The sequence below is a fragment of the Pseudoalteromonas sp. PB2-1 genome, from assembly GCF_045040605.1.
Taxonomy (GTDB): domain Bacteria; phylum Pseudomonadota; class Gammaproteobacteria; order Enterobacterales; family Alteromonadaceae; genus Pseudoalteromonas; species Pseudoalteromonas arabiensis.
The window spans coordinates 3,530,118-3,547,595 of record NZ_CP090667.1; the positions used below are offsets into that span (position 1 = coordinate 3,530,118).

At 42.0% G+C, this 17,478-nt stretch carries 18 protein-coding genes and 1 pseudogene; 9 read left to right on the forward strand and 10 right to left on the reverse strand.

All coding sequences use genetic code 11. From position 1 onward, the window contains the following. Positions 1-51: 51 nt before the first annotated feature. The 4 genes from L0Z67_RS16515 to L0Z67_RS16530 form a co-directional block, all read right to left on the reverse strand. Positions 52-294, reverse strand: a complete 243-nt coding sequence (locus L0Z67_RS16515; protein ID WP_062567485.1) for a hypothetical protein — start codon at positions 292-294, stop codon at positions 52-54. A 78-nt stretch (positions 295-372) separates the two neighbouring features. Continuing rightward, complete coding sequence (locus L0Z67_RS16520) at positions 373-1,905, reverse strand: PH domain-containing protein (RefSeq protein WP_157066157.1); 1,533 nt, start codon at positions 1,903-1,905, stop codon at positions 373-375. Further along, on the reverse strand, positions 1,898-2,431 hold the full coding sequence (locus tag L0Z67_RS16525) for a PH domain-containing protein (protein WP_193988013.1): 534 nt from the start codon (positions 2,429-2,431) through the stop codon (positions 1,898-1,900). The genes L0Z67_RS16520 and L0Z67_RS16525 overlap by 8 nt, the downstream gene beginning before the upstream one ends. Before the next feature lie 54 nt (positions 2,432-2,485). After that, positions 2,486-3,337: a D-hexose-6-phosphate mutarotase gene (locus tag L0Z67_RS16530; protein WP_062567482.1), complete on the reverse strand. Its 852-nt coding sequence runs from the start codon at positions 3,335-3,337 to the stop codon at positions 2,486-2,488. 330 nt (positions 3,338-3,667) lie between these two features. Here L0Z67_RS16530 and L0Z67_RS16535 point away from each other — a divergent pair, with 330 nt between their 5' ends. From L0Z67_RS16535 to L0Z67_RS16565, 7 genes and pseudogenes are all read left to right on the forward strand, one after another. Beyond that, the gene (locus L0Z67_RS16535; RefSeq protein ID WP_062567481.1) at positions 3,668-4,153 is read left to right on the forward strand and encodes a MarR family winged helix-turn-helix transcriptional regulator; all 486 of its coding nucleotides are present in this window, start codon (positions 3,668-3,670) and stop codon (positions 4,151-4,153) included. Between the two features lie 106 nt (positions 4,154-4,259). Then, entirely contained in the window at positions 4,260-5,585 is a 1,326-nt protein-coding gene (locus L0Z67_RS16540; RefSeq protein ID WP_062567480.1) for a porin, read from the forward strand. A gap of 181 nt (positions 5,586-5,766) precedes the next feature. Beyond that, positions 5,767-6,156, forward strand: a pseudogene (locus L0Z67_RS16545) (YbaN family protein); the annotation flags it as partial. Positions 6,157-6,350: 194 nt separating this feature from the next. Then, on the forward strand, positions 6,351-6,983 hold the full coding sequence (locus L0Z67_RS16550) for a PepSY-associated TM helix domain-containing protein (RefSeq protein WP_405128272.1): 633 nt from the start codon (positions 6,351-6,353) through the stop codon (positions 6,981-6,983). Further along, positions 6,983-7,483, forward strand: a complete 501-nt coding sequence (locus L0Z67_RS16555; protein ID WP_405128273.1) for a DUF2271 domain-containing protein — start codon at positions 6,983-6,985, stop codon at positions 7,481-7,483. Before L0Z67_RS16550 ends, L0Z67_RS16555 begins: the two co-directional genes overlap by 1 nt. Positions 7,484-7,492: 9 nt before the next feature. Next, positions 7,493-8,335 carry a DUF4198 domain-containing protein gene (locus L0Z67_RS16560; RefSeq protein ID WP_405128274.1) on the forward strand — a complete coding sequence of 281 codons (843 nt, stop codon included), beginning with the start codon at positions 7,493-7,495 and terminating at the stop codon, positions 8,333-8,335. 266 nt (positions 8,336-8,601) lie between these two features. After that, positions 8,602-9,489, forward strand: a complete 888-nt coding sequence (locus tag L0Z67_RS16565) for a LysR family transcriptional regulator (protein WP_405128275.1) — start codon at positions 8,602-8,604, stop codon at positions 9,487-9,489. Here the strand turns inward: L0Z67_RS16565 and L0Z67_RS16570 are convergent. The 4 genes from L0Z67_RS16570 to L0Z67_RS16585 all read right to left on the reverse strand — a co-directional run bounded on the left by L0Z67_RS16570 (position 9,484) and on the right by L0Z67_RS16585 (position 12,778). Beyond that, positions 9,484-10,359, reverse strand: coding sequence for an SMP-30/gluconolactonase/LRE family protein (locus L0Z67_RS16570; RefSeq protein ID WP_405128276.1), 876 nt, complete (start codon positions 10,357-10,359; stop codon positions 9,484-9,486). The genes L0Z67_RS16565 and L0Z67_RS16570 overlap by 6 nt on opposite strands. 36 nt (positions 10,360-10,395) lie before the next feature. Further along, on the reverse strand, positions 10,396-11,103 hold the full coding sequence (locus tag L0Z67_RS16575) for a sulfite exporter TauE/SafE family protein (RefSeq protein ID WP_062567475.1): 708 nt from the start codon (positions 11,101-11,103) through the stop codon (positions 10,396-10,398). Positions 11,104-11,230: 127 nt separating this feature from the next. Next, on the reverse strand, positions 11,231-12,010 hold the full coding sequence (locus L0Z67_RS16580; RefSeq protein WP_062567474.1) for an SDR family NAD(P)-dependent oxidoreductase: 780 nt from the start codon (positions 12,008-12,010) through the stop codon (positions 11,231-11,233). Positions 12,011-12,055: 45 nt separating this feature from the next. Beyond that, complete coding sequence (locus L0Z67_RS16585) at positions 12,056-12,778, reverse strand: FadR/GntR family transcriptional regulator (RefSeq protein ID WP_062567473.1); 723 nt, start codon at positions 12,776-12,778, stop codon at positions 12,056-12,058. 260 nt (positions 12,779-13,038) lie between these two features. Between L0Z67_RS16585 and L0Z67_RS16590 the strand changes: the two genes are divergently transcribed. Beyond that, positions 13,039-14,667 (forward strand): sodium:solute symporter, encoded by a 1,629-nt coding sequence (locus L0Z67_RS16590; protein ID WP_062567472.1) that lies wholly within the window; start codon positions 13,039-13,041, stop codon positions 14,665-14,667. Positions 14,668-14,723: 56 nt separating this feature from the next. Here the strand turns inward: L0Z67_RS16590 and L0Z67_RS16595 are convergent, their stop codons facing one another. Continuing rightward, positions 14,724-15,752, reverse strand: coding sequence for a family 43 glycosylhydrolase (locus tag L0Z67_RS16595; protein WP_062567471.1), 1,029 nt, complete (start codon positions 15,750-15,752; stop codon positions 14,724-14,726). A 103-nt stretch (positions 15,753-15,855) separates the two neighbouring features. Between L0Z67_RS16595 and L0Z67_RS16600 the strand changes: the two genes are divergently transcribed. After that, entirely contained in the window at positions 15,856-16,860 is a 1,005-nt protein-coding gene (locus tag L0Z67_RS16600; RefSeq protein ID WP_405128277.1) for an arabinan endo-1,5-alpha-L-arabinosidase, read from the forward strand. Between the two features lie 183 nt (positions 16,861-17,043). Here L0Z67_RS16600 and L0Z67_RS16605 read toward each other — a convergent pair whose 3' ends face one another. Beyond that, the gene (locus L0Z67_RS16605) at positions 17,044-17,469 is read right to left on the reverse strand and encodes an FKBP-type peptidyl-prolyl cis-trans isomerase (protein WP_237114613.1); all 426 of its coding nucleotides are present in this window, start codon (positions 17,467-17,469) and stop codon (positions 17,044-17,046) included. Positions 17,470-17,478: the final 9 nt, after the last annotated feature.

A 17,478-nucleotide genomic window follows, 5' to 3' on the forward strand; every position in this document is an offset into this window, starting at 1 on the left:
GATTAGTATGCGTGGCTTTTTGGCAAGTGGGTAGTTAAAAAATGTAAAAAACTATTCAATTTTAATCGGGCGAACCAAGCCTAATAATTGGTAAACAATAAATATTGTCGCTGCAAACATAATACTGCTTCTAAGTGCACCAAGACCCGCGAGAGCCATTGCACCTGTTACAAGCAAAGCAATACAAGTCACTGCACAGCTTACGCAAAGACCTTTACACTCCCTCTTATTACGCGCATAGCAAAGTAAGCCGACAATACCTGTAATGGCTAAAATAGGCAGAAAATATATCATCGCGTACCTCCTTCTGTAGCTTTGAGAAAGTATACTCAAAAACACAAACAGGTCAATGATATTGAGAATTATTTTCATTTAAAACCAACTGCGTTGTGTTGCTTCTATTTCGTGTAACACAAAGTCCACAAACTGATTAGCCTGATTACACTTAAGGTAAGGCATTGTGACGGAACCAGAAGCCAGTTGTATATACAAGCTTTTAAGCTCGGATCTGCGCATTAAATAAGTACTCGTAGTGGTAGCACTTTGCGCTTTATATACTTCAAAAACACGATATTGACTACCTAGCATGCCGGTTTTGAAAACAGCAAAATATCGATTTTCATGGTGATACAAGGCAATTCCTGTTTTCTGATAGCTAAGATACACCATCGATACTAAAGCTGGTAAAAGCAATAGACCCCAAAGAACAACGAGCAAATCAAACATAGAATGAAGAAATACAACAGCCACGCAGGTGGGCAGTAGCGCATACAAAACGGTGTTTTTGTAAAGTAATGCTCGCTCAGGCTTTATAAAGTTGAGCTCTTTTAGATCAATAAACCAAGGAAACAACCAACTACACACTTGCCTTACCTGCGATGCAGTAAGAACAGGCATAACCAAAGTTTGCTTATTTTTGTGAGCACTAGCAACGCCTGCCCCCCCACTGCTCACCTGTGGGCAAACAACTGTGTAGCGTTTTAGCAGACGAGCAATAACATTTTGCTTAATATGCACACTTTGTATTTTCTCTAAGCTCACCGAAAGTTGCTGGCGTTCGAATAACCCTGCAATACGTTTAAACTTTTCGTCCTGAAGGTATAACTGAAAGTTAAAAAAGCGAACTAATGCCATCACCACTGATAACAACACGGCAACTAATATCATCAGTAAAACAGCGACCATTATAGCCATCGTCGCGGCACTACCAATGAACACTGCTTGCTCATTAAAGACCGCTTCTAAGCGGTCAATAAAAGCCGTTTCGAGAAACTCAAAAATAGCATTAATAAACGGAGCAAGCGCCGCTAAGGCAAGAATCGCCATATTTGATATTAAGCCAAATTTAGCGATTTCAGCATTGCTAATACTTAATGTTTGCGACGATGAAACGGCCTCGTCGGGTATAACCTGCTCGTCTGAACTTTCCTGTTGTAACTGTGCCTTAAAGGCCATAACTTGTTCACGCACTTGTTCGGCATGGTTGAGTTTAACACCTGGAATAACAACTTCTTGTGCATTACTCCCTGCGGCATCAAAAATACAGTTAACTAAATTTAAAGGCTGAAAATAAAACGGCTCTGCGATATTAACGTTTTGCACTCTGGCAAATTTTAAGGTCAAACGCTCTTTCTTAAAGACCCCTTTATTAAGTAATATTTCTTGTTCACTGCTTATGCGGTATTTGAAATTTATAAAATATGCAAAGGCATACACAAACAAGCCAACGACAGCAACACTTGTTGCTATTTGAGCCCAAAACCACTTTTGCTCTACCTGAGTAACAAACACAACTAAAACAGGGAGTAGATTAAGCAAACCACCTTTAAAAAACCTTATCGCAAAATGCACAATAAAATAAACGAGCGCCCAACGTGACACCCTTTGCCATTCGTTGTTATTCATCAATTGACTCATCAGATTTTACACGCTCATCACAGCCATAGTTTTGAATGAATTGCCTGATATCATTGCAATACTTATCTGTGAGGCCACTGATATGCAAATCTGCACTCATGCCACCAGCGCTGTATAACCGCAACGTTGCAAGCCCGAGTTTACGCTCTATCGGCCCGCGATGGATCTCTGTGTGCTGTATCCGAGCAATGGGTAGCAAGGTAACGTGCTGCCAAATCAACCCTCGCTTAAAAGCAATGTCATGTTCACGAACGGCAATGCCTTTAGCGCGAACGCTATACACGTTATACAACAAAGATAGCAATACAATAACGGGCAGAACAAGGAGCCAATGCGGTGCGATTGAACTTGCAATATTCGTATTAAAATAACGAACAGCGATAATCACCGCCATCAAGGGAAGATAAAAAATTAACCAATTAATTTGCACATGCCAAATCGCATTATCTGCAAGTGATTGAAATTGTATGCGTTGATGCTGTGGAAGGGTTTCTATTTGTTGATTACTAAACACGATCGTTCCTTGTTCAGGCCAGTCTTAACTGGCCTTACTTATACTCGGTACTTTTTATACCCAGCGAAGAGAAGTGACAAGTGTATGCTTGTCACCCGGCGCTAACTCAACGCTATCTTCAAGTACATTGGCGGCTTCTAAACACAACATCACGTGATATTCATCATCGGCAAAATTAGATAGCCTTTTTGATTTATCAATCCACGGGTTCCATAACACACATGACCGTGAATTTTCTCGGCTTACTTCAATGATCCCATCTGGCGTAATGATGCGTTGTGTATCTTGTGCTTGGGTATAAACCATGTCGGTTTCACGAGCAAATGAAACCAAATCATGTTGCTCAAATGGACCTTCACCGAATTCTATATATTTAGAGCCCTGTAAACCATCAACTTTAGTTTCTTCAATCGCAGGCGTTGGGAAATAAGTATGTAATGCCTGTGTAAAATTAAGTGTTTCATTATCAAGGTTAGTTGTTGTTAAACGCACTTCTAAACTCGTTGATAAAATAAATTCCACCAATAATTTAGTTTTGTGTGGCCAATACTTTTCATCAATTTGATTCATTGGCAATGACAGGCTGATGTAGATCGAGTTTTCCTCTTCTTTCACCTGTTCAGCACGCCAAAGTCCCGTACGAGCAACACCATGAGCAGGCCAGCCTTCATTTTGGCTCACACCAAACCACGGCCAACAAATTGGAATACCACCACGAACGCCCTTACCTTCTTGATAATCTTCCTGCTGAGAAACCCACAGTAATGGCTTTTTACCTGTCGGTGTAAACTCTGTAATTTGCGCACCTTGCAAAAAGATAGTGGCATCACAAAACTCACTGGCTACTTTAATAAACTCAAGGCCAGTCTCACTTTGCTCAATCGTAACTGATGGCGATAGCTTCATAATTCGTCCCATTAAATGAAAGAAAAGAAATCGTTAAATAACCCCACCATACCCAAAGCCATAGTAGTTAGTAAATAATATTTAGTTATTTGATGAAATTGTTTACTACTTTGTGCGTGTGCAGACGAAAAGCGCTATTTAATTATAAAGAACATCTACATTATTATGTGATACACCAAGCGAGATTTAATTACTACTCAAATAAAAATTTCCTCTGAAAATTAGGTTATTTATAGTAAACATAGCCACAAATTATTTGAACTCAATTTATTTGATGTGTAATATTTCGCGGCTTCGGTCGTTCTAGGCCGCCTTTAAAGAGACAAAAACATGCAAAAGTATGACGAACTACTTGTGTCATTACGTAAAGTAATCAGAGCAATCGATCTGCACTCTAAGCAGCTCAACAAAACGTCTGGGTTAACAGGCCCGCAATTACTTATCATGAATGAAGTGGCACAAACAGACGGCATCACAGCAAGTCGTATTGCTCAAAACGTCAACTTAAGTCCAGCAACTGTGACCAATATTCTTGATCGAATTGAAAATAGAGAGCTTATCACCCGTGTGCGCAGTCAAATGGATAAGCGTCGCGTCAGCTTGTATTTAACAGAAAAAGGCAAAGCACTTTTAGAGCAGGCTCCTCAGCCATTACAAGAGCATTTCATAGAAAAATTTTCAGCCCTTGAAGAGTGGGAGCAAAGCTTATTGCTTTCATCAATGCAGCGTATTGCAGCAATGATGGATGCTGATCAGCTTGATGCTTCACCGCTATTAGAAGTTGGCGCCATAACAAAATCTCTCGAATCACAATAATCAACTGCAAAACTGGTTGATTAATATTAATTTTTTATGGCTCCCCTTGGGTTAAGTGTGAATATCAACTATGCTAATAGTACCCATTCCAACACTAGCGAAAATCATGCTTAAACTTTCAAAGTTAGCCCTCGCAATCGCCTTGGGCACTACTTCAAGTCTTAGTCAGGCATCTGAAATAGATGATCTTCAAAAACAGCTGCAATTACTTAAAGAGCAAATGCAGCAACTACAGAGCAAGCTGGATGCTGCCGAGGAAAAATCGCAGCAACAAGCCGATAAACAAGCGCAAATTGATGCACAGGTTGCAAGGCAACAAAAGCAACTTGAGGAGCAAACTGCTGCTGTTGAAACCGTATCAGACAAAAAAGAATCTGGTATTCATGTTGGTGGCGCTGTGCGAACAAACTACAGCTATACCTCGTATGATGACGGTAACAAAAACCGTGGCGGTGACTTCGACTTCGATATCTTCAGACTGAATTTTTCAGGGGATGTCGGTGATGTGCAACTAAATGCTGAAATTCGTTTCTTTGACTACATGACAGCAGTTAAATATGCCTATGCAGCCTACGACTTTGCCGAAGACTGGCAAGTGCAGGCAGGTATTACCAAAGTTCCTTTTGGTAACTGGCCATATAATTCACACAACTACTTCTTTGGCACAACCTATTATGTGGGTCTGGAAGATGATCACGATTTAGGTGTGCTATTCAAACGAAAAATTGCCGATAACTGGCAGATTGATCTTGGCTTTTTCAAAAATGATGAGCTAGGTGGTGTCGACGGTTATGTTGATGACCGCAGCGATCGCTACTCATACGATGTAGTTGGTTTCCGTTCAGCAGACGAAGGTATTTATGCCGAGCCAGGCAATGCCATTGGTGAATACAACACTTTCTCTGGTCGTTACGGCTATCACTTTGAGCATGAGGGTGGCAAAACAGAGCTAGGTATATCAGCCCTGTCTGGTGGCCTACACGATGGTGAAGACCGTGCCGGTGACTACTATGCTTGGGCAGTGCATTTAAATAGTACTATCGGCCCGTGGAACTTCCAACTGCAACATGGTGAATATAATTACGATATTGATAATGTAAATCGTATGGCGGTAGGAGCCTATGCTTTTTACGATAGTATCGCAGCTGAAGCAACCATGACTAATGCCAACATTGCCTACAGCCTCCCTGTCGAGTGGGGTCCTGTTACAGACTTACAGTTTTACAATGACTACGGCATTATTTATGACAAGTCAGACAATAGCGCCGATACTTGGATGAATGTAACTGGGGTATCTGTTGCAGCAGGTGGCTTGTTCACCTACTTTGATTTTGTTCAAGCGAAAAATCAGCCATTTGTAGGCGGCTCAGTTGCTGGTGACAGCGACGAGACTGAAACTCGCTTCAATATCAACATCGGTTATTACTTCTAGTAACCACTGGTAGTAAATGAAATATTAAAGCCCAGTTTTTTAACTGGGTTTTTACTAAGTATCCTGTTGGATAGAGACACAATTCGCTAAAAAATCTAAGCTAGGCTAAAGTTAAAAAGTAAGGTAAAAAGGTGATTAACAAGCATTTGCTTTTTTGAACTGTTCTGGCTTAACTCTATTTATGAATGTAAGAGCTGTATTAACTGCATCTAAAAACAGCTGCTATCAAGCGGTTGGTCTATTAATGGTAGCGCTTGGTATCATAGGTATTGCTTTGCCTGTCATGCCGACAACAATTTTCTTTATTTTAGCTTTAGCTTGCTTTACACGTTCTTCGCCCAAACTTTCTGCTTGGCTCCTAAATCACCCCCGATACGGAGAGTCACTTAGACACTGGCAAGAGCACAAAATAGTACCAACCCGTGCTAAGTTTTTAGCTGCTTTTGGTATGGCACTAGGTTATATATTTTTATTACAAAGCGCAGCGCCGGTTTGGGTTATGTATTTAGTTGCCGTTATTGAAATAGGCGTATTGGGTTATCTAATAAACCGTCCATCAGCCCCGAATAAATTACCACTTCTTCGAATAACCATTTCTTCGCAAGTCTGCTTGACACTACTTGCTTGCTTGATTTCATCACAACTCGCCATAATAGCTTACTTAGCGATTCACTTCTAAAACACAAATGTAAAGAACGTAAACCTACTTGTTATAGTAAATACAAATCATTATCATGCCCATATATTTAACGAATAGCCTGTTTTATGTTTTCTATTAATAAGCGCACGTTTTATAGCGTAAGTCGTGCTTTGCATATATACCTTTCAACTGCACTGTTCTTTTTGCTCATTCTTTTTTGTGTTAGCGGTATCATCCTTAATCATGTTGATTGGTTAGAAAACGACAAGCAAAACAGGCAAAGCCAACGACTAATCTCTGCTGAACTCTTTGAAAAAGCACAAGCAAATCTCGATACCTTACCGAGCCTCTATCCCGAGATAGAAGATTACATGCAGCAGGAGTTTTCACTCAGTAATGTAAAAAGCATTGAATGGGAAAAAGAAGATGCGTTAGTAATGCTCGACTACCCGCTTCCGGCCGGCTTTGCCTACGCCGAAATCGATTTTCAAACCGGTGAGCTTAATATTGATTATCAAATCGGTGGCTTTATGAGTCTGATTGGCGACTTACACAAAGGCCGCCATACCGGCGAAGCATGGAGCTGGGTGATTGATATCTCAGCTGTTTTGATGATTCTGTTTGCTATCACCGGATTAATTATTCTCTTTCAAAACCGTAAAAAACGTGCCGCAGGCCTGTGGTTAACGCTTCTTGGTGTTGCCACGCCTTTGGTTATTTATCTAGTTTGGGTGCCTCAACTTAAAGGAGTATCTTAATGAAAAAAGCCCACTTACTCGTTGCTCTACTAATTGGCTGTTTATTCAGCCCACTGAGCTTTGCAAAAGATCCCAACCTAACCGTTGAATTTACCTTACCTGAGCTAGATGTTTCCCCATATCATCGCCCTTACGTGGCGCTATGGCTAGAAACACCTGGACGTAAACACGTTACCACTATTGCACTTTGGGTCGAAAAAGCTGAATGGTTTAAAGACTTACGTCAATGGTGGCGAAAAGCAGGTCGTAGCAACGACAACTTTGATGGTGTGACGGGTGCAACAAAACGCCCAGGTACTTACACCATTGAATGGCAAGGTAAAGATTTAAAGGGCAACCCAGTTAAACCTGGTAGCTACCTGCTTAATGTCGAAGTTGTGCGTGAAGAAGGTGGCCGAGATTACACCCGCGTTGAAATCGACTTAACAAAAGACGGCAAAGTCACTATTAAAGGCGAAAAAGAGTTCGCGACTAGCTTTGTTACCATTACCAGTAATTAAGGACAAACAATGAAATTAAAATTATTAAAAACGGCGCTGATCGGCGCAGTAGCCTTCACTGCACTTGCCTCTGGCTATGCACAAGCACACGCCCGTTGGTTAATGCCATCTCACACTTCTTTATCAGGTGAGAAAACTCACTATGTGATGATTGATGCCAGTATTTCGAATGAGTTGTTTAGCCCTGATAAAGCATATCGCCCAAAACAAAAAGGCGCAGAGTATGACGACAATTTATTAATTGCCCTTGCTCCAAATGGCAAGCCGGTTGAAGAAACGATTCGTGCATACTACTTAAAACGCAAAAACTCAGCAGCAGTGAGTTTATCTCAAGACGGTACTTACCATATTGCTATGCAGCAAAAGCCAATGCTAATGACTTTCTATAAAGACAAAGATGGCAATCGCGGTCGTGTGTTCGCAGGTAAAAAAGAAGCAGACCTACCAGCAGGCGCAACCGATGTACGCACTGTAAAATCTATCGCAACGGTTGATACTTTTGTAAGCCGTAATGGTACTTCTAAGCCAACATTGCTTGGGCAAGGTTTAGAAATTTCAGGCCCGACTCACCCAAACGATCTATTTGCTGGTGAAGAAGCTAAGCTCCAATTATTAATGGATGGCAAACCAGCTGCTGACGTTGAGCTTGCAATTGTGCGTGGTAGTGCGCGCTACCGTAATGAGCGTGACGAAGTTAAAGTAACAACCGATAAAAAAGGCTTCTTTACGGTGACATTCGCCCACGCAGATATGTATCTGATTGAAGCATCTGTTGATCAAAAGCCAACAGAAGCAGACATCGATAGTGTGCGCTATGCATTATTTACAACGCTTGAAGTTGCCCCTGAATAATCCACTCAATTAGGCCTTAATTGGCCTAATGCTATTTTCTAGAAAGACTGTAGGCAACTGCGCGCTCGCAGCTACTGTCTTTCTAATAATAATCCAAATTAGTCGCCAGCTCAGTCAATGACAGCTAAGATGATGCCAATCAGTTTATTAAGCACACTAGACGCTTCAAGCTAACGTGGTGTTTAATTAGGCGTTAAACAACGAAAAGTAAACTTTTTACACTTTATAGATACTATTTTAGGCAACCGCTCTAGCAAAGGAACCTCATGCTAAGAATTACGCTAGAACAGTGGCGCATGTTTCGTGCTGTTGTTGAATTTGGTGGCTTTAACCAAGCCTCGCAAGGTATTCATAAAAGCCAATCGAGTATTCATAATGCGGTTGGCAAGATTGAATCGACACTCAATGTAAAATTATTCAGCATTCAAGGCCGCAAAACCGTGCTCACTGAAGCTGGTGAAATGATGCTGCGCCGCGCTAATTACTTACTTGATGAAGCCGCAAAAGTTGAAGCCATAGGCCAAACTTTAGGTGAAGGCATCGAAAGCAAGTTACGCATTGCTGTGGATGCTATTTTTCCACAGCAGTTGCTTTATAAAGTGCTTAACGACACCTCTTCACAATACCCACAACTGCGCATTGAACTCCATGAGTCTGTGCTGATGGGGGGTAATGAATTGCTCGAAAATGATCAGGTTGATATTGCCATTACTGGCTTTCCAATCGCAGCAAACTTTCACGAAGAGTTATGCGATATCGAATTTATTGCCGTGGCGCACCCTGATCATCCTTTGCATGGGATAGACCGCGTAATCACACTTGAAGATTTAAAGTCACACCGACAAATTGTTGTTCGCGATTCAGCCAATAAACACAAACAAGATGGTGGCTGGTTAGGTGCCGATCAGCGCTGGACGGTTACTCATATGCGCACTTCGATTGATATGATTAGTAATGGCCTTGGCTTTGCATGGTTACCAAAAACAGCGATCGAAAAGCAACTTGCCACGGGGCAAATGAAAGCACTTAATTTAACCCATAACAGTAGCCGCAGCGCTAAGTTACATTTGCTCTTTAAAGATGGTGACAAATTGGGCCCAGCAGCGCGGGCATTTCTTGGCGAATTGCGTTATCAAGTAATGGAAAACCTATAGCTTTAAGGGCGTTTCAGCAATCCCTTTAACGCCAGGCTCAAGTATAAATACGCCACCACTGTGCGGGTAATCAGCGAGTACAGAGTCTTCAAGGCCAACTGTCGCAGTGGTCACAGCTAAATGTGTGAGCTCTTCGCCAACAAAGGCGACACTGGTAACACGTGGTGCGGGCAAGCGAATAAACTGCACCTGCTCACCCGTTGGTGCAAAACGATAAACGCCATAGCCATTCCACGCGGCAACCCACAAATGCTCCTCGCTATCCACGGTCATGCCATCAGGAAAACCCATATTCTCAGTAAAGCGAATAAACTCTTTTTTATCAGCAAGCTCACCTTGCTCACTCAGAGTAAAGCGGTAGATTGTTTGTTTATCTGAGTCTGTAGAATATAGAAACTGGCCATTTTTACTTACCGCAGGGCCATTACTAATAGTGTAGTCATGATCAACGGCTGTCGGAACCTGGCCATGACCAAAACGATATAACTTGCCACTATTGCTTTGCTCTTGAGAGTCCATTGAGCCAAAAAAGCCAAAGCCTTGGCGAGACGTTTTACCATCGTTTAAACGGTTTTGTGAGGGTTCGTGGTCAATTGAAAAAAGTAATTCACGGCTAAAGTTTTCACTGTTAAGTTTATAGATGCCTCTCGCAAAGCCTGCCACCAGACCGCCTTGCTCGGTTTCCATTACCCAACAAATAGGTTCTGGCATGGTAAACTGGCTAACTCGCATCGATTGGCAATCTAAACGAAATAAGCGTTGCCCTAAAATATCGACCCAAAATAAGCAGTTATGCGCTTTTGCAAAGTAGGCACCTTCGCCCAATTGGCACTGGCTAGAAATGATTATTTTAATGGTGTCATCGAGCATAGACTTTATTACACGAACAGCTGAACTATTCTTATTCTATCTGTGTATGAAAATAAGTGCTAGACCAGATAAACCAGCCACCAGCAAGATAATGCCGCGAATGGCCTTTTCATTAAGGTTATTATTAATCACAAAAGATAGACCCCAACCGGTTAAAATTGCAGGTAAACATAAGAAAAACAGCTTCACATCGCTGATATCGGCAGAGCCTGTCAGCATAAGTACAATAATGCCAAACAGGTTTATGAATACGAAAAAGGCACTCAGGTTCGCTTTAATTTTGTCTTTATCTTCAGCTTGATAAAGTAGTCCCATCGGTGCCCCACCAGCAGAGGTCGTGGTGCCTAAAAAGCCCGATGACATTGACGCAAGCAAGCTAGTGATGGTAGAGATTTTCGGTTTCATACCTATGATAGACAAAGCCACCACCACCAAAATACTCACCCCAAGCAATAGCTGATATTGCTTGGCATTGACATACCACATCACCACAGCTGCAAAGATAACCCCCACAGCACCACCTATGATGGATATACCCGTTTGTTTCATGTCTATCGCACCGCGGTGTTTAATCATTAACACTGAGGTTAAAAACAGCGCATTCAAAATCATAGGTCCAGGCACTAGTTCTGGCATTAGCCAATAGAGCACAGGAACACATAACATGCCTAAACCAAAGCCAATAACACTTTGTAGACAAGCGCCAATAATCAAAATTAAATAAACAAGAACAAAGTCGGTCAAACTTTCTTACCACCTTCCTATGTATAAGCTGTGTTAATTCTATAACACGTATTTTACTATTATAGTATTATTTGAGTTGTGTAAAAAATTTTACTACAAATTAGCTATTTAGCAATTACTTCAAAAATTAAGTCCAACCTGCATCCACGATGAGCGATTGTGCTGTCATCATACAACTGTCATCAGCGGCTAAAAACAATGCAGCATTGACAACATGGTCTGGTTGAATTGTTTCGTTAATACATTGACTTAAACGAACATCTTCAATCATTTCTGGGGTTAGCCAATGCGTGATTTGGCGTTCTGTCATCACCCAGCCTGGCACCAGTGAATTCACACGAATATTATCTTTACCATAAGAAGCAGCCAATGAGCGGGTTAACCCTTCAATACCCGCTTTTGCTGTTGTGTAGGCTGGCATGCCAGTTTGCTTAATACGCCAGCTTACCGACCCCATATTAATAATGCTACCACCACCTAAACGCTGCATGTGCTCAACCACTGCTTGCGACGAAAAGAAACATGGGCGTAAGTTGACTGAAAACTTGTCTTCCCAATATTTCACATCCATATTTTCAGCGGCGTGACGGGTGTCATCGGCTGCGTTATTAATTAACACAGCAATGTCTCCCTGTTGCTGGCGAGTTTGCTCTATAGCCGCTTGTAAAGCTTCAACGTCACGTATATCACAATGAATAAATTGTGGGTCAAACTCATATTTACCAGCTAATTTCGCGCATAAAGCATTGCTCTGCTCACTTGCAATATCAACAAAAGTGACTTTCGCGCCCTGTTCGCAGAACCGCGTTACCATTACTTCACCAATTCCCGATGCACCGCCAGTAATAAACACACTTTTACCAGCAAGGCTTGGGTAAACTGTTTTTAGCTCGTTTGAATTTGGCATGATAACCTTTTGTTTTAAAATAATTACAACGTCAAGAAGCGATGTTTATCTAGCCGCTTCTTTGTCAGCGATTTCTTTTTCAATAAACGCCATCGCTTCGTCAATCATGTACGTCATCATGTTTTTAGCGCGCTCAGGGTCACCGCTTGCAATCGCGTTATACACTTTAAAGTGTTCTTCTGCGATGGCCTTCTTATTGCCTTTAGCGGGTGTGGTATGTTGAATACTCACGTGCAGCGCAGTGCGAATAAAATCACGTAATTGATAGAAAAAACGGTTGCCACTGGCGTGCAAAATTGCCGTGTGGAACGCAAGGTCAGGCTCATGCATCACGCCTTCTGGCTCTTCTGCTGCCGCTTGCATTTTATCTAATGCAATTTTAATTTCTGCGATGGCTGCTTGATCGCCTTTTCTTGCAGCAAGTGCCGCTGCTTGTGGTTCAATCGCCAAGCGAACCTGTAAAAACTCTTTTAATACATATAATGATGGGCTGCTTTCAAGCAACCATTTCAATACGCTTGTGTCGTATAAGTTCCAGTTCTCCGCTGACTCCACACGAATACCTTGTCGTGGACGAGAAGAAATAAGTCCTTTTGCAGCGAGCATTTTCACTGCTTCACGAACAGCTGTGCGACTAATACCATACACTTCACATAATTGTGCTTCGGTTGGTAGCCCCGTTTCAGTATTGTAATCACCAACAATGATTGCTTTACCAAGCTCATTGGTAACTTGTTGTGATAGGTTTAAATTCTCTAAACGCGCCATAAGTGTTCCTCAAAAGATCTGGGTATATGATACATTTATATACTGCTTCCGTCATCCTGCAAATTATTCTTTAAAATCAAAAGCAAAGATAAATACGTTCAGAATAAATGAACAAAAACCAAGCTTTTAAGTCACTATTTTATGTACTAACTGTCACCTTATTTTAACAAATCTCTTTCACTCGAGCCATTTATAATATAATATTTTTATTTGACAATTATAAAACAATATTCACTTTTCATAATTAGGTGGAACACACAATGGTCGAACTAAGTACCTTAGATTGGGCAGTGCTCGCAGGATTTTTTGTCCTGTTGCTGGGCGTTGTCGTGATGTCTATGCGACAAAAAGAAGAAGACACCGCTGATTATTTTTTAGCGGGTCGTAATGCAAGTTGGTTAGTGATTGGTGCCTCTATTTTCGCCTCAAACATTGGCTCAGAACATTTAGTGGGTCTTTCAGGTTCAGGTGCACAATCGGGTATGGCATTGGCTCACTGGGAAATGCAATCGTGGATCATTCTACTACTCGGTTGGATTTTCGTGCCTTTTTATTGGAGTAGTAAAGTCTACACCATGCCAGAATTCTTAGAGCGCCGCTTTAACTCTAAATCACGGACTTTCTTATCTGTAATCTCATTGATTAGTTATGTATTAACCAAGGTCGCAGTAACGGTTTATGCCGGCGGCATCGCATTTAAAACAATCTTAGGTATTGAGAGTATTTGGGGTATCGATTTCTTCTGGATTTCAGCCATTGGCCTTGTGGTGATCACCGGTATTTATACGGTACTTGGCGGTATGAAAGCCATTATGTGGACCTCGGTGTTGCAAACACCAGTGCTCATTATTGGCTCCTTAGTCATATTAGTGGTTGGTTTAGATAAAGTAGGTGGCTGGGCAGAAGTTGAGCGTATCAATGATGCCAATATGCACCTCATTCGCAGCGCTTCAGATGCTGAATTTCCTTGGCCAGGCATAGTATTTGGTTCATTCATTATTGGTTTTTGGTATTGGTGTACAGACCAATACATTGTACAACGTGTCTTATCTGCAAAAGGCATTAAAGAAGCGCGTCGCGGTACCATGTTCGCGGGTTACCTAAAACTACTTCCTGTATTTATCTTCTTAGTACCGGGCATGATTGCTTATGCATTGAATGTTAAAGGTATTATTAGCTATGAAAGTGCTGACCAAGCCTTTCCTACTTTAGTTGCTGAGCTATTACCAGCCGGTGTTAAAGGAATTGTAATCGGGGGCTTAGTAGCCGCGCTTATGAGCTCTTTAGCCTCATTATTTAACTCATCTGCAACCTTGTTCACCATTGATTTTTATAAGAAATTCAAACCTGAATCGAGTGAAAAGCATCTTCTTAAAGTAGGCCGAATTGCCACTATCGTGATTGTTGTATTAGGCCTATTGTGGATACCCGTCATGAGCTTAATAGCTGATGTGCTGTATGAATACCTGCAAAGTGTGCAGTCTCTTATTGCACCAGGTATTGCTGCGGTATTCTTATTGGGTTTATGTAGTAAACGCATCACTCCAACAGCGGGTTTTGTGGGCTTAGTGTCGGGTTTTGTACTTGGTATGATCCGCTTAGTGTTACTGCCATTTAAAGATGATTTAACAGGTTCATCATTTGCGTGGATCACCACAATGAACTGGTTATATTACTGTATTCTGCTATTTGTCGTGGTCGTTGCGATTATGATTGTGGTGAGTATGTTTACCAAGCAAGCAGACGAAGAACAATTGAAAGGTCTTACTTTCTCAAGCCTAGATAAAGCAACTATGAAAGAAGTGGCTGCCGGCTTAGATAAATGGGATTACATTCATACCGCAGGTATTATTGGTATTACTGCTTTTATTTACTACCGCTTCTGGTAACCATTTGTTCCCAAAGTTCTAGGGCGCCAATTGGCGCCCTTTTTTATTATAAATAATTAATCAGCAAGCTCTGGTGAAAACACTGGAAAGCCATTTTTATCCCACGTAATAATGCGTGCTCGCGCATGGCGATTTGGATCTGTAAGCGGTGTGCCTTTCAGCTCTTTATAGTCACGACTGTGATAAATCATTAAATCGGTTACACCATCTTCAGCTTTTACAAAACTGTTGTGCCCAGGACCAAAACGACCCAGCTCAGCATTGGTCGTAAACACCGGCTCAGCCTTCTTATGCCAACTAGTAGGGTCAAGTAAATCAGCATTCACATCTGCCCATAGCAAGCCCATCGCATAGCGATGATCGGTTGCACTGGCTGAATAAGTGACAAATATTTTATCGCCATGGGTGATAACTGCAGCACCTTCGTTCACCTTGTAGCCTTGCACTTCCCAATCAAGGGTTGGCTCAGTAATCACGATAATGGGCTCTTTAATTGATGTGGGCGAGTCCATTTCAGCTAACCATAAAGCCGAGTTATAAGTTGCAGGCTGGTTCTGCTGCGCCCAAATCATGTAACGCTTACCCTTGTGCGTAAAACTTGTAGCATCAAGCGAAAAACTATCAAGGTGGCTAGTTACTTGCCCCATTTCTTGCCACTCACCTTGCATTGGGTTAGCACTGCCATTTTTAAGCGCATACATGCGAATACTGAACGGTTTTTCGACATCACCTGCGGCAAAATAGATATACCAACTACCATCAATTTGGTGCAGTTCAGGCGCCCAAATATTGACACTCATTGGGCCTTTATCGCGCTTTTGCCAAATTACCTTCGGCTCAGCTATTTTTAAATCGTTTAAACGACAAGCTTGGCGCAGCTCAATTTCATCAAATTTCGGCGAACTGCCTATAAACGTGTAACAGCCACTTTTTTCATCACGAACTAACCAAGGATCAGCACGTTTGAGTACAATGGGGTTATCAATTGGCGCTAGAGTCTTGCTACTATTAGCATCAGCAAGCACTTGCAATGACGAAGCGCTTAACGCAGTAAGAAGCGTAAGCCGAGGTAGTTTCTTAAGCATAATGTGTCCTGTATTTTGTCTCGATTTTATTGTTAATATTGTATTACATATTATATAGTAGCTGAATGAACACAAGAGTTAAAACAACAAAAGGTATTCAAGCATGAGACCCGTAAGTAACGTGACACAAGCGATGAAGTGGCTTTCAACAGGGCTACTTTTTTCTGCCGCAGCCGTATCTGCAAAGCAAGTTGAAGTACACGATCCGGTGATGACTAAAGAAGGCGACACCTATTATGTATTTAGCACAGGCCCTGGTATTACCTATTATGAATCGAAAGATTTAACCAACTGGAAGCTCACAGGCCGCGTTTTTAAAGATGAGCCAAGTTGGGCAAAGCGTGTTTCCCCTAATTTCGGGGGCCACTTATGGGCACCCGATGTGTACAAAAAAAATGGTAAGTTTTACCTTTATTACTCAGTCTCTGCATTTGGCAAAAATACCTCGGCAATTGGTGTAACGGTTAACGAAACCCTTGACCCTGCTTCACCTGATTACAAGTGGATTGACTACGGTATTGTGGTTGAGTCTGTGCCTGAGCGTGACGATTGGAACGCTATCGACCCTGCGATAATCGAAGATGACAAGGGCACACCGTGGATGAGCTTTGGTTCGTTCTGGGGTGGCCTTAAACTAGTACAACTTGATGATGACATGGTGCGCTTAGCAAAACCTGAAAAATGGCATCACATTGCGAGTCGTCCAAACACGGAACATGGCCCAATTGAAGCGCCTTATATCTTTAAAAAGAATGGCTATTACTATTTGTTTGTGTCATTTGATAAGTGCTGCCAAGGTGTAAAAAGTACTTACAACGTACGCGTAGGCCGCAGCAAAAACATCGAGGGCCCATACTTAGATAAGCAAGGTCGTTCAATGGTTGATGGTGGTGGTAGCTTAGTTATTGAAGGTAACAAAGAGTGGGCAGCCCTTGGCCACAATGCTGCTTACACCTTTGATGGCAAAGACTATTTAGTATTACACGCCTACGAAACAGCCGATAACGGCGTACAAAAGCTACGTATTTTACCTATGAGCTGGAAAAACGATTGGCCGATTGTAAACCCAGCCGACCTAAACAAGCTTAAAACCAAGCTTATAAAGTAATTATCCAACCCTGTCGCAGCGGGGTTACCCAGCGTTGACCCGCACTATCAAAAACGACAAACAAACGCGATATAAAATCGCTGCTACGATCCCTGTAGCAGCGGGTTTACCGCGCGTCGAACCTCGCGTCACCCCCTACGTTAAACCTCAACAAAAGAAACAAACAACGCGATATGAAATCTGCTACACGAAATCAAGCAAGGTAATATCAACGAGCATGGGGCTTTGACAGCCTTGTTGATGCTTCTGGTCAATAATTACGCTGTACACATCGCGTGCCAGATGCGCAGGTATTAGCACCTCAAAGCGGCTGCCTTTATTCATTAATTGCAGCGCTTCTTGCAAGCCCACTATCGCCTCTGCAATTTCGTACTCTACAGCAGCGCCTTGCTTGCGAGTATCGAATAACACCCGACCATTTTTAAGGGTAAGGCGTTGATGCACTGTCACTGTAGCATCCCAACTTGGTTTATCCCCCAGACCTTGCTCAATCACTCTATAACCAAGCCCTGTGGGTGTGTGGTAAAAACTGTATTGCTCAGCGCTGTTATCTAAAAGCGACGGTAAAACATGCTCTTTAGCCGTCGCAAACACATTGTTGCTTAACATAGCCAACTC